19 protein-coding genes are annotated in these 20,864 nt (G+C 48.1%); 1 reads left to right on the forward strand and 18 read right to left on the reverse strand.

The window, feature by feature from the left end; genetic code table 11:
* The 14 genes from K331_RS0115815 to K331_RS0115880 form a co-directional block, all read right to left on the reverse strand.
* A partial coding sequence (locus tag K331_RS0115815; RefSeq protein ID WP_028589682.1) for an HTH domain-containing protein occupies window positions 1-233 on the reverse strand: 233 nt, incomplete at its 3' end.
* A 118-nt stretch (window positions 234-351) separates the two neighbouring features.
* Window positions 352-1,587, reverse strand: coding sequence for an ABC transporter permease (locus tag K331_RS0115820; protein WP_028591043.1), 1,236 nt, complete (start codon window positions 1,585-1,587; stop codon window positions 352-354).
* 1 nt (window position 1,588) lies between these two features.
* Window positions 1,589-2,905 (reverse strand): HlyD family secretion protein, encoded by a 1,317-nt coding sequence (locus K331_RS0115825; RefSeq protein ID WP_028591044.1) that lies wholly within the window; start codon window positions 2,903-2,905, stop codon window positions 1,589-1,591.
* A gap of 23 nt (window positions 2,906-2,928) precedes the next feature.
* On the reverse strand, window positions 2,929-3,522 hold the full coding sequence (locus tag K331_RS0115830; protein WP_018886646.1) for a TetR/AcrR family transcriptional regulator: 594 nt from the start codon (window positions 3,520-3,522) through the stop codon (window positions 2,929-2,931).
* Between the two features lie 376 nt (window positions 3,523-3,898).
* Window positions 3,899-5,260: an ABC transporter substrate-binding protein gene (locus tag K331_RS0115835; protein ID WP_028591045.1), complete on the reverse strand. Its 1,362-nt coding sequence runs from the start codon at window positions 5,258-5,260 to the stop codon at window positions 3,899-3,901.
* A 126-nt stretch (window positions 5,261-5,386) separates the two neighbouring features.
* The gene (locus K331_RS0115840) at window positions 5,387-6,208 is read right to left on the reverse strand and encodes a carbohydrate ABC transporter permease (protein ID WP_018886648.1); all 822 of its coding nucleotides are present in this window, start codon (window positions 6,206-6,208) and stop codon (window positions 5,387-5,389) included.
* Window positions 6,205-7,146 carry a carbohydrate ABC transporter permease gene (locus K331_RS0115845; RefSeq protein WP_404821498.1) on the reverse strand — a complete coding sequence of 314 codons (942 nt, stop codon included), beginning with the start codon at window positions 7,144-7,146 and terminating at the stop codon, window positions 6,205-6,207. Before K331_RS0115845 ends, K331_RS0115840 begins: the two co-directional genes overlap by 4 nt.
* 276 nt (window positions 7,147-7,422) lie before the next feature.
* Window positions 7,423-8,298 carry an N-carbamoylputrescine amidase gene (gene aguB, locus K331_RS0115850; protein WP_018886650.1) on the reverse strand — a complete coding sequence of 292 codons (876 nt, stop codon included), beginning with the start codon at window positions 8,296-8,298 and terminating at the stop codon, window positions 7,423-7,425.
* 136 nt (window positions 8,299-8,434) lie between these two features.
* A complete protein-coding gene (locus K331_RS0115855) occupies window positions 8,435-9,469 on the reverse strand; it encodes an agmatine deiminase family protein (protein WP_028591046.1) in 1,035 nt (344 codons plus the stop codon).
* Window positions 9,470-9,651: 182 nt separating this feature from the next.
* Entirely contained in the window at window positions 9,652-10,326 is a 675-nt protein-coding gene (locus K331_RS0115860) for a DUF421 domain-containing protein (protein ID WP_028591047.1), read from the reverse strand.
* Window positions 10,327-10,583: 257 nt separating this feature from the next.
* Complete coding sequence (locus tag K331_RS0115865; RefSeq protein WP_028591048.1) at window positions 10,584-11,102, reverse strand: DUF3231 family protein; 519 nt, start codon at window positions 11,100-11,102, stop codon at window positions 10,584-10,586.
* A gap of 141 nt (window positions 11,103-11,243) precedes the next feature.
* Complete coding sequence (locus K331_RS0115870; protein ID WP_028591049.1) at window positions 11,244-12,065, reverse strand: hypothetical protein; 822 nt, start codon at window positions 12,063-12,065, stop codon at window positions 11,244-11,246.
* Between the two features lie 273 nt (window positions 12,066-12,338).
* Window positions 12,339-12,947: an acetylglutamate kinase gene (locus K331_RS0115875; protein ID WP_084165490.1), complete on the reverse strand. Its 609-nt coding sequence runs from the start codon at window positions 12,945-12,947 to the stop codon at window positions 12,339-12,341.
* A 90-nt stretch (window positions 12,948-13,037) separates the two neighbouring features.
* Window positions 13,038-15,011: a methyl-accepting chemotaxis protein gene (locus tag K331_RS0115880; RefSeq protein ID WP_028591051.1), complete on the reverse strand. Its 1,974-nt coding sequence runs from the start codon at window positions 15,009-15,011 to the stop codon at window positions 13,038-13,040.
* 217 nt (window positions 15,012-15,228) lie between these two features.
* On the opposite strand from K331_RS0115880, the gene K331_RS0115885 reads away from it, so the two are divergent.
* On the forward strand, window positions 15,229-16,020 hold the full coding sequence (locus tag K331_RS0115885; protein WP_028591052.1) for a MurR/RpiR family transcriptional regulator: 792 nt from the start codon (window positions 15,229-15,231) through the stop codon (window positions 16,018-16,020).
* 134 nt (window positions 16,021-16,154) lie between these two features.
* On the opposite strand, the gene K331_RS0115890 is transcribed toward K331_RS0115885, so the two are convergent.
* The 4 genes from K331_RS0115890 to K331_RS0115905 all read right to left on the reverse strand — a co-directional run bounded on the left by K331_RS0115890 (window position 16,155) and on the right by K331_RS0115905 (window position 20,864).
* Window positions 16,155-17,144 carry a Gfo/Idh/MocA family protein gene (locus tag K331_RS0115890; protein ID WP_028591053.1) on the reverse strand — a complete coding sequence of 330 codons (990 nt, stop codon included), beginning with the start codon at window positions 17,142-17,144 and terminating at the stop codon, window positions 16,155-16,157.
* Window positions 17,145-17,313: 169 nt separating this feature from the next.
* Window positions 17,314-18,324, reverse strand: a complete 1,011-nt coding sequence (locus K331_RS0115895) for a Gfo/Idh/MocA family oxidoreductase (protein ID WP_028591054.1) — start codon at window positions 18,322-18,324, stop codon at window positions 17,314-17,316.
* Window positions 18,325-18,502: 178 nt separating this feature from the next.
* A complete protein-coding gene (locus tag K331_RS0115900; RefSeq protein WP_028591055.1) occupies window positions 18,503-19,621 on the reverse strand; it encodes a GerAB/ArcD/ProY family transporter in 1,119 nt (372 codons plus the stop codon).
* 31 nt (window positions 19,622-19,652) lie between these two features.
* Window positions 19,653-20,864, reverse strand: coding sequence for a Ger(x)C family spore germination protein (locus tag K331_RS0115905; RefSeq protein WP_028591056.1), 1,212 nt, complete (start codon window positions 20,862-20,864; stop codon window positions 19,653-19,655).

Below are 20,864 nucleotides of genomic sequence, written 5' to 3' on the forward strand. Positions count from 1 at the left end.
TACGCCGTACGCCAACGATTTGAAGCTCTCATAATTCTGGTTGTACCCAAAACGTCCAAGTCAAAGCCGGCCCCCTGAAAAATCTCACTTGGAAACTTACCTTGATTGTATTCTTGAATAAATCGTTCTTTAAACGCATCCGTATATGTAATGGCTTTGGCACTGACATTTTTCACATAGGGATTTGTTCTTAATTGCGTTTGTTCTTGAGTGGAAAATAATTTTTTAGACATTCGATTCGACCACCGCTCGTTTTAATTGATTGACACAAAAAACACCCTACAAGATGACCTTTTTTAAAGTGTCCATCTTATAGGGTACAGTTTAGAGCCTCCCTCGACCTTTATTATATTATCTACTCCAGCCCTGACTGGCTTGGCCGCGAACCGCGTTATCATCCGCAAGAATCACCGAACCTTGCTCAGCAGTCTGTTTCTGTCTGAACCACAACGGGTAGATCACGAATGATACGAGCAAGGTAATGCACCCTATCAGTCCTAATGCCAGCACATCCTTCAGGACGTAGTCCATCCCCAAGCCCTTCAGAGTCAGATTGCGCACAGCCTCCAGATAATACGTCAGCGGAAGCGCATGGCTAATCCCCTGAATAAATCCAGGCATCGCTTCAATTGGCCAAGTATATCCCGATAGCATAAAGGAAGGAACTGCAATGAGCATCAGCACCTGTGTAGCATTGACCTTCGTCGTCGATATAAGACTGAACAGGAAGCCAAGCCCGCAGAGTGCGAAGTTGAACGCTAGTGATACCAATACGAATGGTAACAGCTGGCTGTTGAACGGAATCCCGAATCCTAACGCACTAATGCCGAATACAGTCACCGTGTTGATCGCTCCAGCCAGGAAATACGGAGTCAGCTTGGCGATGGCCAGCCGCCAAGGCGTATGGCGCCAGGCACCGAAGCGTGCCCATGTTCCTCGCTCCTTCTCCCCGGTGCAGGACAGGGCAATTCCAAGCAGCAAGCACTGCTGCAAGGCTGCGCCAAGTACACCGATAGGCATGAAGAGCTGATAATCATAGGTCGGATTGAAGAGCACCCGCGAACGGAACGGAATCGCACTAAACGTCGATGCAGCCTGATCCGGGTTCATCCCCTTCATTTCCAGCGATTTGGTGGATACTCCTGCACTAATGCTACTGATGACCTGATTCGCAATCCGGCTTGCACTATTGGAATACATCATATTACTACCATCAATAAGTGTCATGACTGGTATGTTCTCTCCATGCTTGATCCGATTCGCAAAATTATCAGGTATGATAATGCCTACCTTAGCCTCACCGGACTCCACCTGTCTGACGACTTCGTCTTCATTAAAGACCTGCCGATTCACGGCAAACGTATCTGTCGCATCGAACGCCTGAACAATCTGTCTGCTAAGCTGCGATTGATCGCCGTCATACACCGTCACAGGCATTTCTGTAATTCGTTGATTCATGTATAAGAAGCCAAATAATATCGTATAAAGGATAGGCGTAGCCAGCAAGATTAACAGCAATCTTCGATCTGCAATCAGCAGTCGGAACTCCTGGGCAAGAACGCCCCTGATTGTCAGTTTGTCTTCCATATTAATGTGCCCCTTGCTGCAGGAATACGGTAGAGCCTGTCGGTACGGTATCTGGCAGATCCGTCAGCAGTACTTTGATTCCAAAGGAACGCACATCCGTATCACCGGAGTTCTGACTCGGTCTTTGTGTTGCGAAGTCTGCTGCTGCATCCATCACCGCAACCTTTCCTTTGACCACAGATTGATCCGATAGCAGGCTCACTTGTACCTCATCTCCTACATGAAGACCGTTCAACTGTGTCTCTGGCACATAGAATTTCGCCCAGCGCTCCCCGGTTGTCTCAATGGTATATACAGCGAAGCCTGCACTAGCCAGCTCTCCCAGGTTCAACGTCTTGGAGCGAATAACTCCGTCAGCCGGTGCGAGTAATTCAGAATATCCTACATACGTCTGTACTTCCTGCAACGCTGCTTCGGCTTGTGCTACTTGGGACTCAGCACCCTCCACAGTGGATTGCGCCTGCTTCACTGCAGATTGAGCCTGCTCTACAGAGGCTTGAGCCGCCTTGACATCCTCCTGCTTCAACGTCACCTGCCCTGCTCCGGCCTGGGCTTCCTTCACGGCAGCAAGGGCTTGCTGATATTGAGCTTCTGCAGCTGCAATTTCTTCACTTCTGCTGCCCTGCTGAATCAGGTCCAGTTGCTGGCTGGCAACCTCATACTTGGTTTTTGCCTGTGAATGGTCCAATGTAGCTTGATCCAATTGAGCCTGCGTAGCTGCACCTGCATCCTTCAGATCACGGATACGCTGTAGCTGCGTAGTCGCCAATTCATATGCAGACTTGGCAATCTGCTGGTTCAGCTGCGCCTGTTGAATCTCTTGTGGCCGCGCTCCCGTCTTGAGTGCATCCAGCTTCGCCTTGGCGGCTGCTGATGCTGCTTTGGCCTGGGCAATCTGGCTCTCAACAGTTTGGGACGTCACACCTACTGCAGTATTGCCTTGACTCTTCTTGGCTTCAGCTGCGCCTACCGTTGCTTTGGCTTGGCTTACGCCTGCTTTAGCCTTGGAGACATTGGCTTTGGCTGCTTGCAGGGCTGCTTCAGCCTGCTTCACTTTGTCCTCCAGCTCCTTATTTTCGATCCGGGCGATAACTTGGCCTTTAGTAACCTTATCCCCTTCATTCACTAGCAATTCGGAGATGCGACCACTTGTCTTGAAGCTCGCATTGATGATGTCAGATTCTACAGATCCTGACGTACCGGAGAAATCGGACTGCCCGGCAGTTGTCTGTGTCCCCTGGAAGGCGAACAGTGCATAGAAGCCTAGTGCAATGATAAGGATAAGACCTGCATAGATTGTATATTTTTTTATAGTCATCTCTAATCCACTCCATGAATTGATTATAATTGCGGAGCCTTCAGCCCCAATGCATTGTAAATAAATGTTCTTACCGTTCTGCGAATCTGCGGGTCGGGAACACCGTCTCCCCCAATAACGACGCTCATCGGCATGAAGATGTAGATCCCGAAGACACAATTGGTAATCGTCTTGGTGTCTAGCTCCTGTGCAATGAACCCAAGCTGCTTGGCAGAATCAATCTCGTTCTCCATGTAGGTGAAGTAGCTATCTAGCACCTGGCGAATATCAAAATGATGCTCATTGACGACCCAGCCCTTACTGACAAGCAATCGGCAAAAATCCTGTTCCTCCCTCATGAATTTGAAATGAAGCTCAAAGAGCTGCTCCACCCGCTCCATGACATTCTCCGTTGGAATCAGATCCATGCCCTGCTTCATTTGCTCCACGAATCGGTCCATACCTGTCTTGAGAATAAAGATATACAGCTCCTGCTTATTCTTGAAATTATAGTACAACGTGCCTTTGGCAATGCTGCATGCCCGTGCGATCTCTTCCATATTGGTCTCGTTATAGCCACGTTCGGAAAAGGCCCTCAGTGCACCATTGAAGATGAGCTCCTTCGTTTGATTTTTCATGCTTCCTCCTTTTTTTGAACTGACCATCCAGTACAAAAAATCCACTGAAGTTATTATAATCATGTCGGTGCCCTAACTTCAATACTAAAATTTCCAATAGCATGAATTTAGAATAACCGTTCAAACAATCCGTTCAATAACCTTAGGAACAGCTCCAAGCAACATGGACAATAAAAATGCTCCCCTCAAGTGTGTTGGTAAATGTAACTTCACCTATCCACTCTGAGGAGAGCATATTAGCCTCTTCAGCTGTAGCTATTCAATTCTACGAATCTAGTACCTTGACTGAAATTGATTGTGATTTTAAATGATCTACAGAGAGCATGGTTAGCGGAAAGTAGCTCTACACTTTCGCAGATTATTTTAATCTGCATGCTTATTGCACGGTCTGATTATATTGCGCAATCTTCTCCGTAATTTGCTGTGCTGCCTGATCCAGGGCCGCCTTCGGCTCCTGTTGTCCATTTAACACCGACTCGATGGCACCTTCCGCAATCTGTCGAGCCTCCGGGAATACGCCCATGACAGCCCCTTGTGTTGCCTTCGTCGCGGCAGAAGCGTGCAGTTGATCGACCGCTGTCTTGAATTGTGGGTATTTCTCCATGTTATCCTTCAATACCTGCTGCTCGTAAGCAGCTGTTGTTATTGGGAAGTAGCCCGTATTCACACTCCATTCCGCCTGAACCTCAGGGGATGCGACGAATTTAATGAATTCCCAAGCCGCTTGCTGCTGCTCCTCAGACTTGTTGTTCATAATATAGAGACTGGCTCCACCTACGACAACTCCACCCTCAGTAGCGCTGGACGGGCGCGGCAAGAATGCTGTACCTACCTCAAACTTGTCTCCAACCTTCTCCACGATGGATCGCAGGCCTGCTGTCGAATCCAGTGTCATCGCAATCTGACCTGCGGCAAATGCACTGTTCGTGTCGTCGGTATTCCGTCCAAGATTCGAAATGATCTTCTTATCCAGCATGCCCTTCCACCACGTCAAGGTTTTCACGCCGGCTTCGCTGTTAATCAGAGATTCAGTGGCAGCAGCGTCCCGACCATTGCCATTGTTCACATACTCTGCATTTTGATTAGCAAAAAATTGCTCCAGGAACCATCCATAAATCGCAATGGAAGCTCCTGTCTGTCCGTTCGCATTCAGAGCTGTGGCTGCTTGCTCGAAGTCTTCAAAGGTCACTGGTGGCTTCTCTGGGTCCAAGCCCGCAGCCTTAAAGGCATCCTTGTTATAGTACAGAATTGGATTGGATGTATTGAATGGCATCGCATTCAGCTTGCCGTCTATCGTGTAATAACGAGTGATGTTCGGCTCCAGCTTAGACAGGTCAAATTGATCCTTATCAATGAATTGCTGTACCGGGGTGATGGCTTTGGAATCAATCATGAATTTACTCCCGATCTCATAGACCTGAATCAGATCCGGTCCACTATCCGAGCCCATGGAGGCCTTGAGCTTGTTCAGGCTGTCATCATACTTCCCTTGATAGATCGCTTCAACCTGAATGTCGCTTTGTGAGCTGTTGAACTTATCCGCGATTTGTTGAATGGCCTTCTCACCATTTCCGGACATCGAGTGCCACCAGGTTACCTTAACAGGACCTCCAGTACCGCCATCACTCGCAGGATTTTGGGCATTCTCCGCCGCTGTACCTCCACTACAGGCTGAAAGAACGAGCAGCATACTAAGACAGATAAGCATGAGTGGAATGGATTTCTTACGCGTGAACATGGAATCGCTCCTTTGATTTGAATGTATATGGATTGAATGAATATGGATTTGGATTAACCTGAATGGGATTATAGTAATAAGATCATGTGAAAGAGATTATGGTAAATGAGATCATGTGATACTGATTTATCCCTTCAGAGCCCCTGCTGCCATCCCGCGTACCAGCTGCTTCAGCCCAAGGATTAACAGGAGCAGCGACGGCAGAATAACGAGGGCAGTTCCTGCAAACACGAGATTCCACGAGGTGGCTTCCTGAAATTCCAGCATGGATATGCCAATCTGTACGGTGCGCATCTGTGGTGTGTTCGTAACGAGCAAAGGCCACAAATACGCATTGTACATATCCAGAAAAGAATAGACTGCAAGTGTGCCAAGTGCCGGGCGAGATAGCGGCAGCACATGGAACAGGAAATAACGAATATGACCACATCCGTCCATGCGTGCCGCCTCATAGAGCTCCTTGGGCAGCTGCATGAAGAATTGGCGAAGCAAAAAAGTCCCAAAGGCTGTAGCGAGAAAAGGAATCGTAAGTCCCTGATATGTATCGAGCCAGTTCCAGCTGCGAATGGTCAGATAATTCGGAATCATCGTGACCTCCCAGGGGATCATCATGGTAGCCACGAACAGGCTGAACATGAGATTTTTGCCCTTGAATTCCATTTTGGCAAACGCATAAGCTGCGAGACTGGCGGTAATCAACTGACCGACCATGGTGATCCCGGATACCAAGAACGTATTGGCAATGAATCTGCCAATCGGCACAATCCCGAACACTTCAACGAAGTTCACCAGATGAAAGGATGTCGGGACAAGACGTGGCGGATAAGCACTCGCATCCTGCGGTGACATGACGGACATAAAAAATGTATAAATTACCGGGTATAGCACGAGTAGAGCCAGGATCGTCAATACAACATAGATCAGCGATGTCTGCAAAGAGCGCTTCATTGATAATGCACCTTCTTCTCTACCCATTTGAACTGAATGAGCGTCAACAGGAAGATGACACTGAACAGTACGAGTGCCTGAGCACTGCCCGTTCCGAAGCGAAAGTTCACGAAGGCTTCCTGATAGATTGAATAGACGAAGACATTCGTGCTGTTCATAGGCCCACCCTTCGTCAGAATATTGATCTGAGCGAAGGATTGGAACGCTCCGATGATGGATACGACAACCACGAAAAAGATCGTCGGGGACAGCAACGGTAACGAGATACGCCAGAACGTGACCATCGCCCCTGCTCCATCGATTTTAGCACTCTCGTAAAGCTCCTCCGGTATCCCTTGAAGTCCACTGGACAGGACAATATAATTGAAGCCCAGATTCATCCAGATGGTCATCATGGCAATCGAGAACAAGGCCCAGTCCGGGCTTGTCAGCCACGGAATCGGTTCAATCCCTACCAGGCTGAGCCAATAATTCAGCATACCCAGAGTCGGATGAAAGAGGAATTTCCAGATGACCGCTGAGGAGCCTACTGACAGCACCATAGGCAAGGCAAAGCTGAATTGGAAGATACGCATTCCCCTGAGCTTTGTGTGGGTCAACGCCGCCAGTACCAAGGCTAGCAAAATGCCAACTGGCACTGTGAGCAGGGCGAATAGAACGGTGACCTGAATACCCTGAAAGAAGAGTCCCGAGCGAAGCAACGTCACAAAGTTATCCAGTCCCACGAATGCGGCTACCTGCCCGGTGGGCGAGGTCGAGTGAAGACTCAAATAGACGGATTTCAGCATCGGGTAGAACATGAAGATGGAGAATAGCAGCATCGACGGGGCCAAGAATACATAAGCCAATGCCTGCTCACGAAGCATTTGTACCCGTAGCGAGGCTGGTCGATTCATGCTCTGTCGCGCCTTGGTTCTTTTGCGAACCGGAAAATTCATCGACTCGTGAAGCTCACTCATAAATTCATCCCTTCTGCAATGACTTAAAACGGTAAATTGTTCCTGTTACCTTCATCAGTGTAGAGATCATGTGTCATGTGAGCATCATGCGACTGTTATTCCTCTGTTAATATTGGGTAGTTTTGTTAAAATAGAAAAAGACTGATGCTTACCATCACTGGTAGTCAACAGTCTCATTTTATTACAGTATTTTGTAAGATTTGCAGTACTTCTAATTGTGCAGCCATACTAATGGGAGAAAGGATTGATCCGAGCTTACAGCTTGATTTCCCCATCATACGTTGCGATAGCCTTGTATAGCTCAGGACGACGATCGCGGAAGATTCCCCACTCTATACGTGCATTTTCCAATGCATCCAGATCAAAAGTAGCTGTCAGCACGGATTGCTCTGTACGTCCAGCCTCTTGAATCATATTCCCTTGCGGACCTGCAATGAACGAGGAGCCATAGAATGTAATGCTGGAATCCTCATCCTCCTCCAGTCCAATCCGGTTGGAAGCAATGACAGGAATTAGGTTGGAGGCTGCATGTCCACGCATGCACATCTGCCAGTGATCCTTGGAATCAATGTCTCCATCCTGCGGCTCCGAGCCGATCGCCGTAGGGTAGAAGAGCAGCTCTGCTCCCATGAGCGCCATGCATCTGGCCGCTTCCGGGTACCATTGATCCCAGCATACGCCTACACCGATCTTCGCATAGCGTGTATTCCACACCTTGAAGCCGGTATCGCCTGGATTGAAGTAGAACTTCTCCTCATAGCCAGGGCCGTCCGGGATATGACTCTTCCGATACTTGCCCAGTACTTCTCCGTCCGCATCAATGACGGCGAGAGAATTGTAGCGTGCATAGTTCTTCTTCTCATAGAAGCTGATCGGTAATACGACCTGCAATTCCTTGGCGATCGCCTTGAAATGATTCACGGCCTTGTTGTGCTCGAGCTCCGTCGCGTATACATAGTAATCAGCCTTCTCCTTCTGACAGAAGTAAGGCGTCTCGAACAGCTCCTGCAGCAAAATAATTTGCGCTCCATCCGCTGCCGCCTGGCGCACAAGAGTCTCTGCCTTGCTAATATTCTCATCTATATTCGTTGAACAGCTCATTTGGGTAGCTGCAACCTTCACTTCTCTCATGTTCATCCTCCTTTTAGACAATTCATCTAGGGTCCCGTACCTTGACCAGTCAAATGTGAGCGTAGAGCCGCTACAAACGGGGAGCCCTGTCGACTGGCTTTACACGTTACACCTGAAATTAGATTCGGCCAAGTTACTAGCCTTGGATTGAGGCAGGCATCTGCTGTGTGGTGCAATGTACATTTCCGCCTTCACGAATAACGGCCATGCCGTCTACTGTGCGGATACGACGATTCGGGAACGTCTTGCTCAGCACCTGCTCCGCAAGTCGATCCGTCTCTGCCGCCGTCTCGCCGAATACCGGTAGAATGATGCCGTCATTGACAAAATAAAAATTAATATAGCTTAGGGTTAATCGGCTATCTTCATAATCTCTTCTCGGTGGCTGCTGAATTTCGATAATCTCCAGCTTGCGCCCACGAGCATCGGTTGTGTTACGCAGAATCTCCAGATTTTCACGGCTGATCTCATAGTTCTCATCCTCTGGATCATTGCACACCTGAATGATGACCTTGCCCGGCGCAGCAAAACAAGCAATATTATCGACATGACCATCCGTCTCATCACCAGATAATCCACGCTTCAGCCAGATGACCTTCTCCACTCCTGTGTAACGGTACAGCTGCTCTTCAATGTCAGCTCTACTCATCTGTGGATTACGATTCGGATTCAGAAGACATTCCTCTGTCGTCAGGAGCGTGCCTTCTCCATCCACGTGAAGAGAGCCTCCTTCCATGACTAGCGGAGCATCAAACTGGGTAACTCCCAGATGCTGCAAAATCTGTGGCGCCACATGATCGTCCAGATCCCAAGGCTTGTATTTCTCGCCCCAGGCATTGAACTTCCAGTTCACGCCTGCCAGACGTCCATTTGCATCCTGGATGAAGGTCGGACCGTTGTCACGCAACCAGGCGTCGTTATGCTCAATTGGTAGCAGCTCTACATTGTCACCAAGCTGGAGTGCACGCACTTGCTCCAGATCAGCAGCATTCACCACTACGGTGACAGGCTCGAATTCGGCCATCGCTCGGATAATCTCTGCGTAGCCCTCACACACGGAAGCATGGGTGTCAGGATAGACCATGGAGGATTGCACAGGCCAGGATATAAAAGTACGCTCATGCGGCGCCCATTCTGGCGGCATGCTGTATTGTTGTTCATTTGGATGCATGTTCACGGCTCACTTTACTATAGAATTCTGTACCTCAAGCTAAGATGCCCTGCAATCAGACAAGATTCAATACACACAATCATCTCGTGACTCACTGTTAACCTTGAAGCTGACTGCAAACTCAAGCTACATCATACAATATTATGAGCTTGTCCTCAATGCCTGCCTCATTCCTGGCTTGGTTAATTCAGGGTTTTATTCTCGTGATGGGCCTCACCTTGGCTCAACTCCTTGAATAAATCAGATTTGACGGAGGAGGCTGGAGCCTGTTCCGTCTTTGGCTGCTGTGGCTGTCCTTGTTGCTGGGACTGTGCTTCTGACTGTGTTTGCAACTGTCCCTGCTGTCCGTTCCCCCAGTATTGCTCCATTAGAGCCTTGACTTGTCCGAACGTTACAGGCTGTGCTTCGGGCATATATTCGTAGCCGATCAGACCATTGGTCTCCACCGTCAGCGTCTTTATATCCTCAAAACGAGCAATTCCTGTCTGCCGTAGCTTCATCTCCAGCTGGTCCACTGTCATCCGTAGCTTCTTCAGTTCATGCTCCTGCAGCCGTCCCTCGCGAATGACTGTCACTGCGCGGCCGCGCATCAAAATCTCGAACCAATTCCATTTCAGCTCCAAATATTCCATCAGTAGCAAAATAACAATGAATGTAACCGCTGCTACCAGAGCCAACCAGATACTCTTATCTGCAATCGGCTGTACGATGACGGTACCAATGGAGATCATGATTACTGTGGTGGGAATAGTCATTTGCGAGATGGATTTACGGCCCGCGATTCTCAGAAGCAGCATGGCACCGATAATGACAACGCATGACTTCCAGAATTCTTCCCATACTTCATAGAAATTCACCTTGAGCACCTCTATTCTCATCACTTCACACTTCGCTATTTTCCTTACCCATCAGGATGTGTGCACAACAACGCTTATAAGTCATTGTGAGTTAAAGCAACGAAAAAGATTCATCTGTATGTACTTTATAAGGCTAGTAATTTGATCCCCTTCCAGGTGAAGCAACAATTCACATGAAATAAATATAAGAAAAGAGAACAGATGGAACTCAGCCACCTGCTCTTTGGCATGCAAGGTATATCCAGTTAGCGCTACAGTTACACTTCCACAGCTTCGAGTCTCTTCACTTGAAGTGGAGGAGGAATCAGCCAGCCTTTTTCTTTCGTTAATTGAAGAATGCGCACACCCAATGCGGCCATCGTCACATGGTATTTGGCATATAGTGCCCCTATATCCTCTCTAATGCATTGACCCATCATGGAGCTACATGCTGCCAGGCTTGCCGCTGTGTCTACGGCGATCTTGGCTGCAATCTCTGGGTCTGTAAATCGGGCTCCTGCAGGGATATCCTCTAATTTAACAGCAGGTCTCTCTGGCAGAGCCGGGGATGGGGCAATTCCATTATCCGTCAGCAGCGTGTCACACTCTTTAATCTCCAGCTTGGCTTGGTCGATCAGAGCCTCTAACGTCTTTCTCAGATCCTTATCGCCTGCATGATTCAGGTACGCCTGATAACAAGAGAGTGCTCCTTTGGCCATCATGGATGTCTGCCATACTCCATAGACTTCTCCGTAATGCATTGGTTCATCCTTAGGGTTGCCACTTAGTATTCCCATACATATCACTCCTTTATTTTTAGACTCGTTTAGCTTCTCTGCTTGAGTGATGGAATATGCAGATGAGAATACTGGAAAAAGGCCCTTCACTCCATAATCACTTCTGGGAGCAAAAGACCCTACTTCGGTAAACAAAACAAATCAGATCAGCCCAGCTTGCTTGAGGCTATTGATATTGAAATAGTAGCTGTTCTTATACTTAGTAACGCCAATTCCATTCACCGTTGCCTTGCCACTGGTACCATTAATGATGCTCTCGTCGAGGGTAAGACGTGCGAATTCTTTTGTATTGGCTACAAACGGGCCTGTCTTGACGATCAGATCGTTACCTTCCACGATCACATCATAATCATAAGCATCCTCCAACAACTCGCTGGCAAGCCAGCCTTCAGAGATTTTAGGTGGGATAGTACTTCCTGGCATGGTCTCGGCAATAATCAGGTTTGAATCATCCGAATCAGTATACTCCTTGATCAGCTTTCCACTTTTGTCATAAGCTCTGAAGACTTTGATCCCGTTGGACGGATAGACACCCGATTCACTCTCCACAAGGACCTGGTTATTCTTATTAAAATCCTTAATAGCCTGCTCCTCGGCAATCATGGCATCTGTATTTCGAATTCGACCATCATCAATGGTGTAAATGTCTACATCGGAGCTGGAAGCGGAATTGGAAGCAGAGCCAGAAGTCGCATTCCCGATCTCAACCTGTTTTTTATCAGCATTCCATCTATAGGGTACGCCTGTGAGATCACCGATTTTAGACAACGGGATATACGTTTTTCCATTGTAGTTCAGGATAGGATTCGTTTGGTCCTTATACAGGGTTCCGTTCACAACAACCGGACTGTTGAATTCAGTAAGTACATACTGCTTGACCGCAGCATAGGCCGAACCACCGAATGATGCCGTTACACCTAGTGCAAAACCAGACAGTAACAAGGCAAAACTTTTCTTCTTCACAACAAAACACGCTCCTTAGCTAGTCAATTCCCATGATTGTAAAAAAACTATAAATCTTATATCATCGTATCATTTGTAAATAATTAGGTCTAAACATTAAATTACATTAAACATATAGAAAAATAGCTCTTCACCTATAAACTAAGAAATTATAATATTTTCATTCTGTCCTGATAGAATCCTCCAATGGCATAGCCTCACACAAAAAGATGCCATTACCCGATAGAGGGCAAGGCATCTTGATGTTATTCAGTGAATTCATTGGCATCTCATTTAACCCTGAAAGCTTGCAGGGAATTGCTGCACAATTCCTCTTGTCATTACGTCGGCCATCTCTAGCGCTTGCGGCTCAATCAGCTTATTGGTGGCAACATTCTCCTCATATTTCCCTGCAATACGGGCGGCTACCTCCGCTGTGAGTAGACGCAGATGCTCATACATCATATGCCTCCACTCCTCCTCAGACCAATAGGGATTAATTTTGCCTAGAAACGATGCAATAGCATCCGCATTGGCGTACCACCGCCTCTGGGCATCTTCCGCCTCCTTGATCTGGTTCGACTTGAGCTTCTGCACTAGCTCTGCGGCAATCGTGAGATGCTCGCGTAGCAAGCGTGCAAATTCCCCTGCTATGGCTGGACCATAGAGCGGCTTCAGCACCGCTGCAAAATCTTCCGGGTTCTGCAGCAGCCTGGCCGTCGTTGCCTGCTGATCAGGCAGACTGCCCACAATACTATTCACTGTCAAACGTGTCCAATAGATATGCTGCTCCCATAATGCACGAAGCGTTCTGTTCAATTCCACCATGGACGGGGTCCACAGATCATGACGGTACACCTGGAAGGAATTCATGTAATGCATGAAAGGCAAGGTAGAATACATGCTGGAGAGCTCCTTTTTTAACATATTATATAGGCGGGCTTTCCATATTGTGCATGTACCCAGATTCAGACCTAAGGATCGGTTATCCTCTTACAGCTTGAAGCGCTCTACGACCTGCTGCATGTTCTCTGCCATTTTGGACAAGGTATTGGCAGCAGCATGAATATCTTCTATAGAAGCAAGCTGTTGTTCGGAAGCAGCCGTGACTCCTTGGAAGGATTCCATATTGGCTTGAGCGATGTCGGCTACCTCCTGTACGGATGCGGATACCTCCTCAGCGCTGGCAGAGATCTGCTGAGTTACAGACGATACATCTTCAAGCTGATCTACGATCTGCTCCGTCGCGGCCTGGATATCAGCGAAGGCTTCTGTTGTCTCCTGAGTCACCTGCAGACCATGTGTGACATCGGAGATCACCTGCCCCTCCATCATATGTGCTACATTACGAATCATATCAATCATTTGTGTTATGACGAGCTGAATCTGGTCGGCAGTCCCCTTGGATTGATCCGCGAGCTTGCTAACCTCATTGGCGACCACTGCAAAGCCCTTGCCCTGCTCCCCTGCTCTGGCTGCTTCGATGGAGGCATTGAGCGATAACAGGTTCGTCTGCTTCGCTATATCCGCAATGCCCTTGCTCATCTCAATGACGTCGCTGCTATGCTGGTTCAGTTGCTCGATCATGGAAGCTGACTCTCGAACAGAGGTTTGTATAGCCTCCATCTGTGCCTTCATTTCTGATACCTTCCCACTTCCTAGCTGAATCGTCTGTACTGTCTTCTCTGTCGATGCAAAAATCGTATTCGAGGTGTCTGCAATGCGCGTAATGCCAGCTGACACTTCCTCCATTGCTCTCGCGCTTTCTCTTGAGACATTCGCCTGGACCTCTGCACCGTCTGCCGACTTCACAACAAGCTCGGTGACATGCTCTACTGCCTTGGAATTCTGCTCTGTCGTTGCATTCATCTCTTCACTGGATGCGACCAGATGCGAGGACGTATTGGCCAGTTCTTGAATGACCCTCTGTAAGGAAATGATCATTGCATTATAGTTAGAGGCCAGCTGCCCGACTTCATCCTTGCGCCGCGTATTGATTTGCTCGTTCAGATACCCTTCACTTACCCGCTTCGTAGATACCACCATCTGCTCGATTGGACGCGTTATCCCGCGAATCACGATGATGAGGATGGCCAACATCACAATAACAGAGACACCGAGCACTATCCACATCGTATACAGAATTGGCTCTGAAGCCGCACTATACTCATTGATTTTAAGTGCGGTTACAATCTTCAATCCGGTATACTTGTTCGTCATGAAGTTCGTCTGAACCTGTTCACCTGTATCCAGCGCAAAATCTAGCGTGCCGGAATCGTTCTGCTGAATATAGTCGTATTGACTGCCCTCTACCTGATCCCCGGGGGTCATTGTAGGGTGAGCCATAATTTTATTGGTCTTGTCCAGAATAAACGCATAACCCTCTGAGCCGACATGTAGCCCACTGATGATGTCATTAATTTTGCCAAAGCTGATCGCGAGCGTTACGCCCCCTTTGCCATCTGGGAAGGCTCTTGTAATATTCAGATTATAGTTACCTGAAGTCGCCGATATGATGGGGTCAGCTACGGCAGCTTGTGTAGGGTCTACCATCATGGTCTTATACCATGAGCGGGTGCGTGGATCATAATCCTGCTGGCCTGGGTCAGGGGACTTCATCCATGCCCCTTGGTCGTTACCGATGACCAGAATTTCGATCTCCGGGTGACTGGTCACGAAATTATCAATGATTCTGCGCGCCTCAGGATCGTTCACATCCAATTGCTCCGAGCTAAGCTGCTGGGCTAGTCCGTTAACATTGGCTATCTCCATCTCTACTAGCTGATTTAATGCGGCATCCAGAAGCTGCATCTGAGAAACTGCTGACTCATTCAGCTTGACCTGCAGCTGCGTCTTGGAGCTATTGTATGAGAAGAATCCCACCAACAGACTTGGGATCAACACGGCTACCATCACAAATGCTGTCAGTTTGACTCTTAACGTATTCCATTGAAACTTTTTGTTCATCGGATACTTCACCCTCTTCTATTCTTCATATTTGCACCATCGTTAGAATCATCGGTTATTCCTGCTGCACTATGAAGAGAGTTTGCGAAATTTGTCGATTTTTTTCATCCACTGTCCATCCCAAGCCCCGGATCTCAGACACAGCATGTTGAGCTATAGAAGGCTTCAAGGTAATATAGAATTAGATACAGGATGTAAGAACAGAAAGGATTCAGACATGCTCATCCAACAGCTGAAGTACGCGGAGAACTTGACTATCCAGGAACAGCATATTGCGGCCTATGTACTGAGTAATCCGGAGGCTGTTTTTACCTCGACGGCTCAGGAGCTGGCACAGCAGACCTACACGAGCTCTTCGACCATTGTGCGCTTCTGCAAGAAGCTTGGTACCAAGGGCTACCCGGATTTCCAGCTTCAACTCGCGCTACAATACCCACATTCGCCGCAGAATATTTCTGTATATGAGGACGGAATGAACACGAAGGCGGCTGACCCGACTATCCTCGCCATGGACAAAGTCCCGTATCTGTATCAGCAAGCGGTAGAGCAGACCCGGCGACTGCTGAGCCACAGTGAGCTCTTGAAGGTATATCGCTGGCTACAGGAATGCAGGCGCATTGATATCTACGGAAGTGACTCAAATTATTATCTAGGGCAGCAGGCCAGCAGCAAGTGGAATGAACTCGGAAAATCGTCGATGGCCTACAACACGGTTAATGTCCACTATATTCGCCAGCTGAATCTGGAGGCACTCCCCTTGTCGCTCATCATTTCCAAAACTGGAGAAACTCCAGCGATGCTCGAAGCTGCCAGACAGTTGAAGCATAGACAAGGTAAGACCGTTGCAATTACCTCCCATGCCAGCTCTACACTTGCAAAGCAATGCGATGCCGTACTGCTGCTACCGAACTATCGTGGCGACTTCCGCTTGTCCAAGCCATCCTCCATGATCTCCATCATGTACATTTTTGACCTCCTGTACGTATGTCTCTTGGACAACGATGAATAAGCCAAGGAGTTGGCAGCCACTGCTGCTTTCCTTGGCTTATTGCTCATATTAGAGGAACCCTGTCCCCGGTATGACCAGACATAGAGAGTGAATTGATAGCAATAGTAATTTCTATTGAAAAATAGCAGCAGAACTCAAGGCTGGGATTGGTCTGCCTGAAAGACGATTCCGGCATGCTGTCGCGCCCGGTCCAATACCTGCATGACAGAGTAGCTATATTTCAGTAGTTCATAGCATCGCTCCAGGTCCTGACCTGCAATCATATCGTAGAAGGACTTCAGCTCGTAATATAGCCGATTAGCTTGCGTCTGAACATTGACCTCCTCGGCCTCTTCTCCCAACTTCACCCAGAAGCTCCGGCAACCGTTCGGACCTTCGACCACATGCAAATATCCCTTTTCCCCTTGAATCAAGACAAAGTTCATACCTGCCGTATCCTTGGACCCTACACATTCCGCGATAAAATCGGGATACTGCAGTACGGCCACCCCTGAGGTGTCGATGCCGTTCGCGTGCTTATTCGCAGTGTAGGCTACGCTGTCCGGACTACCGAACAGATTCATCACAAAATGAATGTTGTAGATGTTAATATCCATCAGTGCTCCTCCCGAAAATTCAGGATTAAACACATTCGGTGTCTCTCCTACCAGCAGTTGATTGTATTTGCGCGAATACTGGCTGTAATTACATTGAATAAAGCGAATAGGACCCAGCTTAGGCAAGTATTCTCTTATCACATGATAATTGGGAAGGTGGATCAGGGATATCGCTTCGAATAGCATCAGCTTCTTACTCATAGCCAATTCCATCAATACCTTTGCTTCGCGTGCCGTGGATGTAAATGGCTTCTCACAGATCACATGCTTGTCGTGCTCCAGCGCCCTCCGCGCATATTCATAATGCAGGCTGTTGGGGGAAGCAATGTACACGACCTCCACAGCCGTGTCTGTCAGCAGTCCCTCTAGATCCGTATAGATTGTGGCGACACCATACTTTTGAGCCAAGGGCTCCGCTGTCTCGCGCTTTCTTGAATACATGGCCGTGCAGCTCACCTGCTGCAATTGACTTGCTGCTGACAAAAAGCCATCTACAATTGAGCCTGTGCCAATAGTTCCAATTTTCATACCATATCCCCCAATTCGTAAGTGATCCCCTCACTATGACGTATTAATACGTTGTTATATGATATTATTTATTATTGTTATTTCTGAATACCAGCCCATATTGCCCCTAGCAGTAATGAGGCCATTTAGGAATACCTGGTATCAGCTTACTGTGCAGAACTTGCAGAACTTACTGTGCCTGTCGTGCCACTTCTACTCCATCTGCCAGTACCTTCAGCACATACAGCACTTCTTCATCCTTCACTGGCTTCTCGGCTCCATGACGAATCGCTTGCTTTAATCCCTCGTACAGCAGGCCGTAGTCTGTGACCTCAGAAGGCACGTGCTCGTTATGCTCTATACCGTCCTCATCCACATAGGACAGCTTGCCCCAATTGTCCTCTGACTCCTGCTCGAAGGATACAAGTGTTGGCCCAGTGTGGCCTTTGGCCTGATGACCGCTACTGTACTTCACGAAGCTTCCCCTGTCACCATGCACCACGAACTTCGGATGATCGATCTTGACGAGCAAGCTGGATTTGATCGTGGCCTTCATCCGTCCATATCTGAAATCAATATCCACATAGTCGTCTGCCTGCCCCGGAGCCACGAGACTTCGCACATCATAATCAATACGATCCGCAGGGCCATATAATGAGATTAACTGATCAATCGTATGAACCGCCAGACCATGCAGGAGCCCAAAACCATGCCCTATAGAGTTGGGCCAGAAATAGTCGTAATGGGATTGAATCTCCACGATATTGCCCAGCTTTCCACTCTCCAGCACTTTCTTCAATGTAAGAAAATCTCCATCATATCTACGATTCTGGTTAGCCATGGCTATAAGCTTGCGGGACCGGGCCAGCTCGAAAATCTCCTGTGCTTGCGCTGCATCTGAAGCAAATGGCTTCTCCACAAGCACATGCTTGTCATGCTCCAAGGCCAATCTGGCATACTCCACATGACTATCCACATGAGTACATACTACGATCACGTCGATCTCATCATCCATTAGAACTTCCATCAGGTCCGTCGTAAAGTGAATAGCTGGATAATAGCTCTCCCGTTCGGTATCCCCGATCCGATCCTCTTCTCTGCGAAAGATCGACTTCACACGGATATCCTCACGGTGCTCCACATAAGGAAGATGGTAATTCACAACGGCATTTCCGAATCCGATAAAAGCTATATTCAACATGCTCATCCCTCCTGCTTCAGTAGGTATGGCACTCATGATACTATAAACTTTACCGATGCTGAATGGCTTACAGAGAAGTTGGCAGTCCCTTACACGGAAAGCCTCCATCCTTCCGAATTCATGAAATTTGATTTCATGAAATGGTCAGCAAGCAACTATGGTGAGTCGATACAGATTCTTAAGGGGACAGGCGTTTGCGATCTTCTGAAGTGGATGAGCGTGTATTGCGGCGGAGCAGCATCACGATGAAGAGCAGGATAGGAAGTAGAATTTGGAATAACGGATATACCATATCCCCCACAATAATGCCTGCATGATAAAATTCAGTAAAGTTTGCGGGCAGCATCGACATGGTAAATACAGCTATACACACAGGGAGGATCCATTTCTTATAGCTTGTACGTGTTGTATCTGAGAAACCGATGATTGCCGCAATCAGAAAGGTGGACATTCTTGTCCCCAGCCCCAGAAAGGCGGCGAGAATAAATAAAACGTCCATTCGCTCAAATACCTCAGCCAATTCAATCAATTGCACCACCTTTAGCAGTGGAAATACAACTGTAGGAGCCAATACCGGACCAAGCACAAGCAAATTGATCTGATTGATGACCAGCATGGCGAGCGATACGGTACCGTAGCTGATTAGCATCGATTTACGCAGGCTGCCGCCCTTCTTTACCATAGGAAAATACACCATGAACAGGATGGTTTGAGCAAACGGGAAGGATAGCATCTGTGGTATGGCTGCGTCCCAGGCAGGCTGTATTCCATGCTCCAGCACAGGTAGCATATACTCAAAATTCACCAAGCCTGTACCGAAAATCATAATAAGCAGGATGACATAGCTAATAAGCAGCACTGGTAGCAGCACTTGAGTTCCGAGCAAGTAGACGCGTGGCCCGTAACGAGCTGCCGTATATCCGATCCCCAAAATCATTAGCATGGGAATGACAATAGGTGTCTGATTAAGCAGCATATAGACTGTAATTTCTCCAATATCTCGCAGGCTGCGCGAGGATTCATAGGCAAAATATATGCAGAACATAATGGCAATGATAGAGCCTAATCCCTTGCCCATATAGTGCTGGAACAACTCGAATAGATTCTTATTCGGTTCTCTGCGATGCATCGCAAAGTGCAGCATGAGCAGTACCAGCCCAATACATGCACCCAGAAGCATAGATAGCCAAGCGTCCTGCTTGGCTGAGCCTCCGAAGAAATAAATGGCGAGTCCACCCATTTGGAACACAATAAATGTACTGACAATCTGCGACGTCTGCACCTGCTCTCTTTTCACGAGCCTTCCTCCTTTCTCATACCGTCCTTTACTAGTGAGGCAATAGCTGTTCAAAGGATTTATTCAGCAGACCCGGTCGCTTCATCTTCGCCTTAACCTGAACGTCAAGGTCCAGAGCAGCCAGTTCGTTGTCCCAATGATCGCTCAGTTGTCTCCATTTCTTGGGGTAATGCCGATGAATTTCATCAGCGAATCCTGGCAGATCAGCCTTCAGCCTCCGACTGCCCTCCCAACTCTTGGATATCATATAGGCTACCTTCTTCTCTACTTCACGCTCAATGGGTCTGAGACTATCTGGGCTCTTCAGGTCCAAATGGCCTCCATACTCCAATAGTTCACCCTTCAGCTCAACCATAACCTGCATCTTGAAATGATCACCAACCGGGATCGGCTTAATCCTGCTCTTTGATCGAAGTATGCGAAAGCTGGAGTACCCTCCCGCACGGGTAGACACTGGAATACTAATGGTCCCCATCTTGAATTGATTCGTAAGCCAAGCCAGACCTTGGCTCTCCTCACGACTCAGCCATCCAATCAGGCGATCTCGCTGGAAGACGCCAAGTTTGACGATTTTTGGAGCTCCAGGAGTAGAAGTCTTCTTGGATTCCTCCTCAGACTCAAGCACGGGGTCAGCTTGCTGTCCAGCCATAATCACTGGCACGCCGGCCGCGTGTGATTCTGAAGTGATTTTCTGCGCGAGCTGATACACCCTCACAGTTGGATAATCAGAATTGACCGTAGACGTCTGCCTGATGAGCTCAGTTAGTGCAATGCCAGGATACTTTTCAGGTAATACTAGCTTCCTTATCAGGTCAGATGCTTTACCGTCAGTAAGGGCCACAATCACAGATTCACGAGAAGCATTCATTCGAAATAGCAAGTCAAGAAACTCATGAATCCCGTGTCTAGCTGCCTCTTCTCCAATAATCATGACATCTGTATGCGCAAAATATAAACGTCGGGTATTCTCTAGTGAAGTTTTCATAGATGCCTCGCGGACGGTCTTTCCTTGGGTGCTAATCACATGGACTGCTGCTCCTCCAGATGCAGCCCCTGGGCTCATCCCCCCTCCAATAACAGAGGGCACGAGCACCTGATAGGATAATTTCCAATGATCCTCCTCCCAATCCAGCCCCACCGCAATCGCCAGACCCAGCTTGTTGAGCTCATGCCGATCCCAACAGCCTGTCAACAAAGAAGTAACGAGTACAATGATCCACATCTTCATCCAATAGCGGGACAT

The sequence above is a fragment of the Paenibacillus massiliensis subsp. panacisoli DSM 21345 genome (assembly GCF_000426545.1).
Lineage (GTDB): Bacteria > Bacillota > Bacilli > Paenibacillales > Paenibacillaceae > Paenibacillus > Paenibacillus panacisoli.